Origin of the sequence: Helicobacter baculiformis (assembly GCF_900197685.1) — a bacterium.
Classification (GTDB): Bacteria; Campylobacterota; Campylobacteria; order Campylobacterales; family Helicobacteraceae; genus Helicobacter; species Helicobacter baculiformis.
Window position 1 is genome coordinate 4,690 of record NZ_FZMF01000069.1, and the last position, 5,595, is coordinate 10,284.

Consider the following 5,595-nt stretch of genomic DNA (forward strand, 5'->3'; position numbering starts at 1 on the left):
CCCACAAACCCACAAACCCCTAAAAAGCCCAAATATTACCAGCCCTTATTAGGCTTCGCCAAAGCTGTTTTAGGCATGAAGTTTTATTTATCTTTAAAATATCATCTCTTGCACTTTATAGAAAAACAAAAGTCTAAAAAACATAATCAGAAAAAATTTGATTTATATATCGAACCCTCCTATTTGGGAACTACACTCAATGCTAAAAAAACTTTAGGCTGTATCCACGATTTGCCCCTCTGCGATGAACAAGCGTGGTTTGTCGATCAAGAATTCAAGATGCGTTTGGAACACCTTGTCTTGCCCAAGATGGCGGCTTATACAGAAGTGATCTGCTTTAGCCAATGCGTTAAAAAAGAGATTTTAAAGACATTTGGCTTTTCTCAAGAGACGGTGCACACTATATACCACGGGTTAAGAGAATATAGAGACACCCACTTAGAGTCCATGCCTTCCAATTTAGGGGAATTTATTTTAGTGGTGGGGAGCAAGGCGAAACGGCGTAATGTACGCGGGCTTATCGATGCCTTCAAGCTCTTACCCAAAGAGTTGCAGAACCGCTTTAAAATTGTGCTTACGGGCGCACCCAATAATGTGGACACAGAGGATGAGCAGTATTTTAAACGAGACTTCATTATCGATCTAGGCTATGTCTCCGATGCCTTGCTGCAAACTCTTTATGCACATGCCCACCTGCTCTGGTGGGGTAGCCTAGCAGAGGGGTTTGGCTTGCCCATAGTAGAAGCGATGCGCGCCTCCCTGGTGGTGCTGGCAAGTGATGTGTCTTGCATGCCCGAGATTTTAGGGGATGCGGGCTTTTATTGCAACCCCTACAACGCTACAGACATCGCTAAATCCCTAGAGAGCGCCCTAACTGATGAAGCCTTGCGCCAAAAGTGCATCCAAAAAGGCTTAGAGCGCTCCAAGCTCTTTGACTTTAAAAAAAGCATGCAAAAGCATTTGGAGATTGTAGAGCGGATGTTAGAGGGATGGGAGTGAGAGTTTGTGGGATTATAGGCATCCTTGCAAGGGTGGAAAAGGCAGGTGATGGGGGAGTTGTGCGTCAGTCTTACTTTTTTTAATTCTTGTTTTTTGAGTTTTTTTGCCCTCTTTTCTTAGGCATCTTGGGTTTTGTGCTTTTACCCGCAATATTTTTAAGTTATGTATATTTTACACGTTTTCATACACATCCCTCGCTGTTTGATTTGTTGTAGGTAAGTTTTAAGGGGGTGCCCCTAGCGTTTTGCTAGGATCGCCCCACTCTACTAAGAGGTGCAAATGCAAAATCGTTGTTCTGCAAAGCAGATGTTTTTAGCAGTGTCCCTTTCTATATTGGGCACGTCTTCTCTATGGGCAGAGAAGATCGTGATTGAAGATAGGGGGGCAAAGGGGAGGGAATATGGAACTTATATTGGAGGTGGTGTAGGAGGTATTTTAGGAGCAGCTACTGGTAATCCTTATGCCGGTGCAGTGAGTGGTGCAGCGGGTTCTTGGCTCGGGGCAGAAATTGGCGATCGTGTGGAGGATCACTTTTTCCCTCCAGAGCCCCAACGCCCAGAGCCTAGACCTGTAAGCGGACCAAAGCCAGCTTGGGGCTGGGATTTTAGCGGGTTTGATCGCCCCATCCCCTAAGGAGTTGGTATGCAAAAGTCTAAGTCTTGGTGGGCTAGAAGATGGACTTTGCGCGCCAGAGGTCAGTCTTTCGCGCTTATGAGCGTAATGCTCCCGGCAATATCCATTAGCAGGGGCGACATATTCCTGCCAGAAAATCTTCTATGGTAGTGGTTGGTAGTGTGGTGTAGAGGGCTTTTGGGGGAGGCTTATTTTGGCAGGAGAGGGAAGTATTTTAAGACCCGCTTTGATAATTCGATCGCCTCTGCTATCGCTATTCTCTTTAGGGCGGTGCCCGTGTATTGGGCGTTTGCCACTTTTTGGGGGATGCCCAATTGCAATCGTATTAAGTTTTTGTCAGTTCATTCCTGCAACTTTGATCATACTCCTGATCAACAAGCTGACCTCTGGACGTTGGCGGGGGTACCCAGAGCACTCTTTATAAGTCATATCATCGGTAGACTTTGTCTCAAAAGATCGGCTCTTGTGTGTTTGCTAATGCGCACCCTTTGCAGGGGTGAATGGGAGGTTTATTGCGTCCTTTAGAGATTTCCGACTCGCCCCAGATGCATTGGCATGCGTTTTTGGCTTTGTTTGGCATGCTTGGGCTGGTGTCTGTGGATATGCCAAGTGCAGATGGACAGGGTGGCTAAAGTTGAAGTTCAGGATAGAGGCACATCACTGGTTGCAGTAGGTGCGATGGGAGCTTCGAGGTTTATTGCACGGAGAGTCGTTTCGCGAAGTGTGGCAAGGAATTTAGTCGCTAAAGGCAAAGCGGATACGATGGCCTCTTCATAGACAAAATGATCCCAGCCGTGTTTGCTGATCTGATGAAAGGCGTCTTGCACGCGCGTATCGGGGCTTTCTAACACCACAGGCAGGCGTGCCACCAACAAACGGCGTTTAAACACCTCCGCGCTCACTTGGGGATCAAAGCGCAAGAAGTAACGCCCCACCTTGACAATCTCCTCAAAGCGCTCACTATGTAGGGCGGCTTTAATGGTGTCATAACTCACAGAGGGGGGGATAAAATGCGGGGTGGAAAGTTTGAGCATAGCAGTTCTTTATGATGAGATGAGGGGGGTTACCCCCCCTTCAATTTAGGGCGATCACATCCTCCTCATTGGGGGGCTATAGGGCTTTCTAGCCCCTGTGCGTTTTTAAGTGTGCGTTTAGCTTTGGGCTTGTCCTCTAGGGGGGGGCGTGTGTTGGAGGGCGTCTAGCTGTGCGGATAGTTGCCCACAACGAAACTCTAGATCGCCTAAGCGTTGTTCAATGGTATTAAAATGCGGGAGGCATTGGGCTTTAAACGCCTCCAGGGCGGCGGACAATTCGACCACCCCAAAGGTGCGGACATTACTCTCTTCTTCCAAACTTTGGCGTAATCTAATAGCTTCTAAAAAATTATTGTTCTCTTCCATGTTTCTCCTTTAATTCCATTTGCCACAAAAAGCCAATTGCCACAAGCCATACCCCGCATTGTCTTCGCTATCAATCCCGTACAAGAGCTCGCGGCGCATGAAGTTTTGCGCGCTGGTGTCCTTGTCTAAGGCGTTAAATTCCACCGCCTTATTTTTCTGCAAGATGAGGGGTTTGATGGTTTTGGTGGTGTCTAGCAAAATCCAGCGGTTCGCGCTGTTCAAATAGGGGCAGACTAAATAATCCATCAGCCCATAACAGATATTACTCGCGCCATTGGCATGGGTGGGGGCTTTGAGCAGGCGCATGGCTGTGGCTTCCAAACTAGGCGAAATGACCAACAAATTAGGGGTGATGTTGAGGGGCGCGCCCCCCTCATTGGTCAAACCCATCATGCTTTTGCGTGCGGAGAGAAGGGCGTTTTCATCCAAGCCCCAATCTTGGCTATTGCTATACATCGCCCGCCCCACCTTGTGCGCCCCATTAAAGAAGGGCAAGCCATCATAACAAACACCATTGGTGTTAAACAAGCCAAAGACCAAATTATTATAATGTTCGATGACCAAATCCGCCATACTTGCCACCTGTGCGCCCACAATCCCTAAGCTGTCATAGGCAATGAGATCGCGATCGACCTTGATCGTGCTTTCCCAGTTCTTCTTGGTGATGGTGTAGGTGTAGCCCCCTAGTTCTTTTAATTGCCGCTCGCCCACCCATTCGCGCATGCTAGGCAAAGAGGCAAGCCAGCGATAATCTACGCTCATCGTGTTCGCCTGCACTTCTAGGGCAACTTGTTGGTATGTCTTGGCTTTGTTGGCTAGATTGGTGGCAAAGACGGCGCTAAGCCCTTTGCTGATCGCAGCTTGGGTTTCCGGGGTGAGTTTCATGATGCTCCTTTTTTGTCAGCCATGCTAACAAGGTTCATGGGGAGATTTTGCGCAATTATTATATATGCGCGTCAGGGGGCAAGAGGAGCGGCTAGCTTTATTTCCATCAATGGTAATTATTTAAATGCGTTGAAAACCCGTTTAATCGCGTTGAATTTGCTTAGTTTGCCCCTTAGGAGGGTCTAGGTATTCCCTAACCCTTCGCGTGGCTCTGAAAGCGTTTTAAAAGGCTTTATGCTATAACCCCCCTTTTTTGAACTTTCTAGCCCCTAGGGCACGTTTGAGGGCTTTATAATCCAATCTAGAACGATCCCTAGCGATCCGCATTGCCATCTCTAGGGCGTCCAAGCAGTCATCATGGGCGCTCTTGGGGTAGCTTTCTAGTTCGCTGATGAGTTCATGGCTGTAGGCATCGATGAGTAGAGTACGCCCCGAGAGAAGGGGGGCTAAGCTATCAATGCGGATTTCTTTATGGGCGCTGTTTTTGAGTTCTACAGGCTTAAAGAAATGCAGCCCCAGTTCTTGGGCGCGCTTTTTCAATTGATCTTTAAAGAAGGCTTGGAAGGCGACCACCTCAATTCCGATTTTCACATAGGGGGTCAGACTGAGGCATTGCGCATAGGTGCTTAAAACAATATTAATCATCTTATCAGGCTTTTCTCTATAGGCATGCACGCGCGCATAGTAACGCCGTTGCTCTTTCACATAGTGCACTAGCGCGATGGCGAAAAAATCCCCCTTTGCCTTGCCCAAAGCAGGATCAATACCCATATAAATACTATCAATGCAGGGGGGCAATTCCTGATACGTGTCAAAATCCCCTAAAATCGCGTCTTTGGCGTTGGTGGGGGTTTTGAAACTCACACAAGAAGGCGTTCTTATTGCCCAAGAACTCCATCAAGATTTCTTTCTTATCCAAACTAGGATCATCCAAGATCACTTGTTCTAAAGGATAATCATGGATATTCTCCGGGCTCAAACCATCGATGTTTTTACCAAAATCCAACACAAGAGGAAAGCTATAAGCGCGCGCATTCCACCGACTCTCTAGGCACAAAAGTAGGCATTCTTCATGCAAAGTGGTCCCCACCACTAACACATTATAATCCCCCTTGCGCGCGGGCAATTTCAAGATCGCCCCCTCAAACTGCTTGAACACATCTTCGCGGTATTTCTTGGAGTGGATGCGCTGCCCATTTTCCACATCGTCGCAGATGATCAGATCGGGGCGTCTGCCTAAGAAGTTGAGCCCACGGATATTCTCCTCAATGCTGTAGCTTTTGATCTTCTTGGGCACGCCCTCAAATTTCACGGAAAGCTCCCCCTTACGCCAAGAATACCCCTTCTCAATCCTAAAATCTTGCACGAGGAGGGCGTTGTCTTGGAGCTCGATTTTGAGCCACTCAATGGTTTCTTCCGTGTCTTCTTTCTTGTTGCCAATATAGATCATATAGTGGCGTTCCCCGCGTGCAAAGAGCCACAAGGTGAGCATACGGCTTAATAGAGTGGTTTTATACGCCCCGCGGTAGGCTTTGATGATACAGATTTTCGAGGCGTTCAAATACTCTTTCACATGTTCAAACATGGCATTTCTGAACGCGCTTGAATCGCCCTCTTGCAGGTGGTGGGCAAAGTAGGTTTTTATGAATGTGCCAAAGTTTCAGAAATAAGAGGGCTG

Annotated in this window: 8 protein-coding genes; 3 read left to right on the plus strand and 5 right to left on the minus strand. The window is 47.6% G+C overall.

All coding sequences use genetic code 11. The features are described 5' to 3' along the window. The 3 genes from C6G87_RS08080 to C6G87_RS09035 form a co-directional block, all read left to right on the plus strand. Positions 1 to 999, plus strand: a 999-nt coding sequence (locus C6G87_RS08080) for a glycosyltransferase family 4 protein (RefSeq protein ID WP_104752983.1), incomplete at its 5' end; no start/stop codon positions are given. A gap of 279 nt (positions 1,000 to 1,278) precedes the next feature. After that, on the plus strand, positions 1,279 to 1,632 hold the full coding sequence (locus C6G87_RS08085) for a hypothetical protein (protein WP_104752984.1): 354 nt from the start codon (positions 1,279 to 1,281) through the stop codon (positions 1,630 to 1,632). A gap of 500 nt (positions 1,633 to 2,132) precedes the next feature. After that, entirely contained in the window at positions 2,133 to 2,264 is a 132-nt protein-coding gene (locus tag C6G87_RS09035; protein ID WP_267892712.1) for a hypothetical protein, read from the plus strand. Between the two features lie 9 nt (positions 2,265 to 2,273). Here the strand turns inward: C6G87_RS09035 and C6G87_RS08090 are convergent, their stop codons facing one another. From C6G87_RS08090 to C6G87_RS08110, 5 genes are all read right to left on the minus strand, one after another. Further along, the gene (locus C6G87_RS08090) at positions 2,274 to 2,666 is read right to left on the minus strand and encodes a hypothetical protein (RefSeq protein ID WP_199767679.1); all 393 of its coding nucleotides are present in this window, start codon (positions 2,664 to 2,666) and stop codon (positions 2,274 to 2,276) included. Positions 2,667 to 2,783: 117 nt separating this feature from the next. Then, complete coding sequence (locus C6G87_RS08095; protein ID WP_104752985.1) at positions 2,784 to 3,032, minus strand: glutathione S-transferase family protein; 249 nt, start codon at positions 3,030 to 3,032, stop codon at positions 2,784 to 2,786. A gap of 9 nt (positions 3,033 to 3,041) precedes the next feature. Continuing rightward, the gene (locus C6G87_RS08100) at positions 3,042 to 3,917 is read right to left on the minus strand and encodes a Mu-like prophage major head subunit gpT family protein (RefSeq protein ID WP_104752986.1); all 876 of its coding nucleotides are present in this window, start codon (positions 3,915 to 3,917) and stop codon (positions 3,042 to 3,044) included. A 237-nt stretch (positions 3,918 to 4,154) separates the two neighbouring features. Beyond that, the gene (gene terL, locus C6G87_RS08105; protein WP_158653138.1) at positions 4,155 to 4,781 is read right to left on the minus strand and encodes a phage terminase large subunit; all 627 of its coding nucleotides are present in this window, start codon (positions 4,779 to 4,781) and stop codon (positions 4,155 to 4,157) included. After that, entirely contained in the window at positions 4,729 to 5,502 is a 774-nt protein-coding gene (locus tag C6G87_RS08110) for a hypothetical protein (RefSeq protein ID WP_104752988.1), read from the minus strand. The genes terL and C6G87_RS08110 overlap by 53 nt, the downstream gene beginning before the upstream one ends. Positions 5,503 to 5,595: the final 93 nt, after the last annotated feature.

Excerpts from the sequence above, each read along its gene's own strand:
- C6G87_RS08085 (WP_104752984.1), top strand. The coding sequence starts at position 1,279 with ATGCAAAATCGTTGTTCTGCAAAGCAGATGTTTTTAGCAGTGTCCCTT.
- C6G87_RS09035 (WP_267892712.1), top strand. The coding sequence starts at position 2,133 with ATGGGAGGTTTATTGCGTCCTTTAGAGATTTCCGACTCGCCCCAGATG.
- C6G87_RS08090 (WP_199767679.1), bottom strand. The coding sequence starts at position 2,666 with ATGCTCAAACTTTCCACCCCGCATTTTATCCCCCCCTCTGTGAGTTAT.
- C6G87_RS08095 (WP_104752985.1), bottom strand. The coding sequence starts at position 3,032 with ATGGAAGAGAACAATAATTTTTTAGAAGCTATTAGATTACGCCAAAGT.
- C6G87_RS08100 (WP_104752986.1), bottom strand. The coding sequence starts at position 3,917 with ATGAAACTCACCCCGGAAACCCAAGCTGCGATCAGCAAAGGGCTTAGC.
- C6G87_RS08110 (WP_104752988.1), bottom strand. The coding sequence starts at position 5,502 with ATGTTTGAACATGTGAAAGAGTATTTGAACGCCTCGAAAATCTGTATC.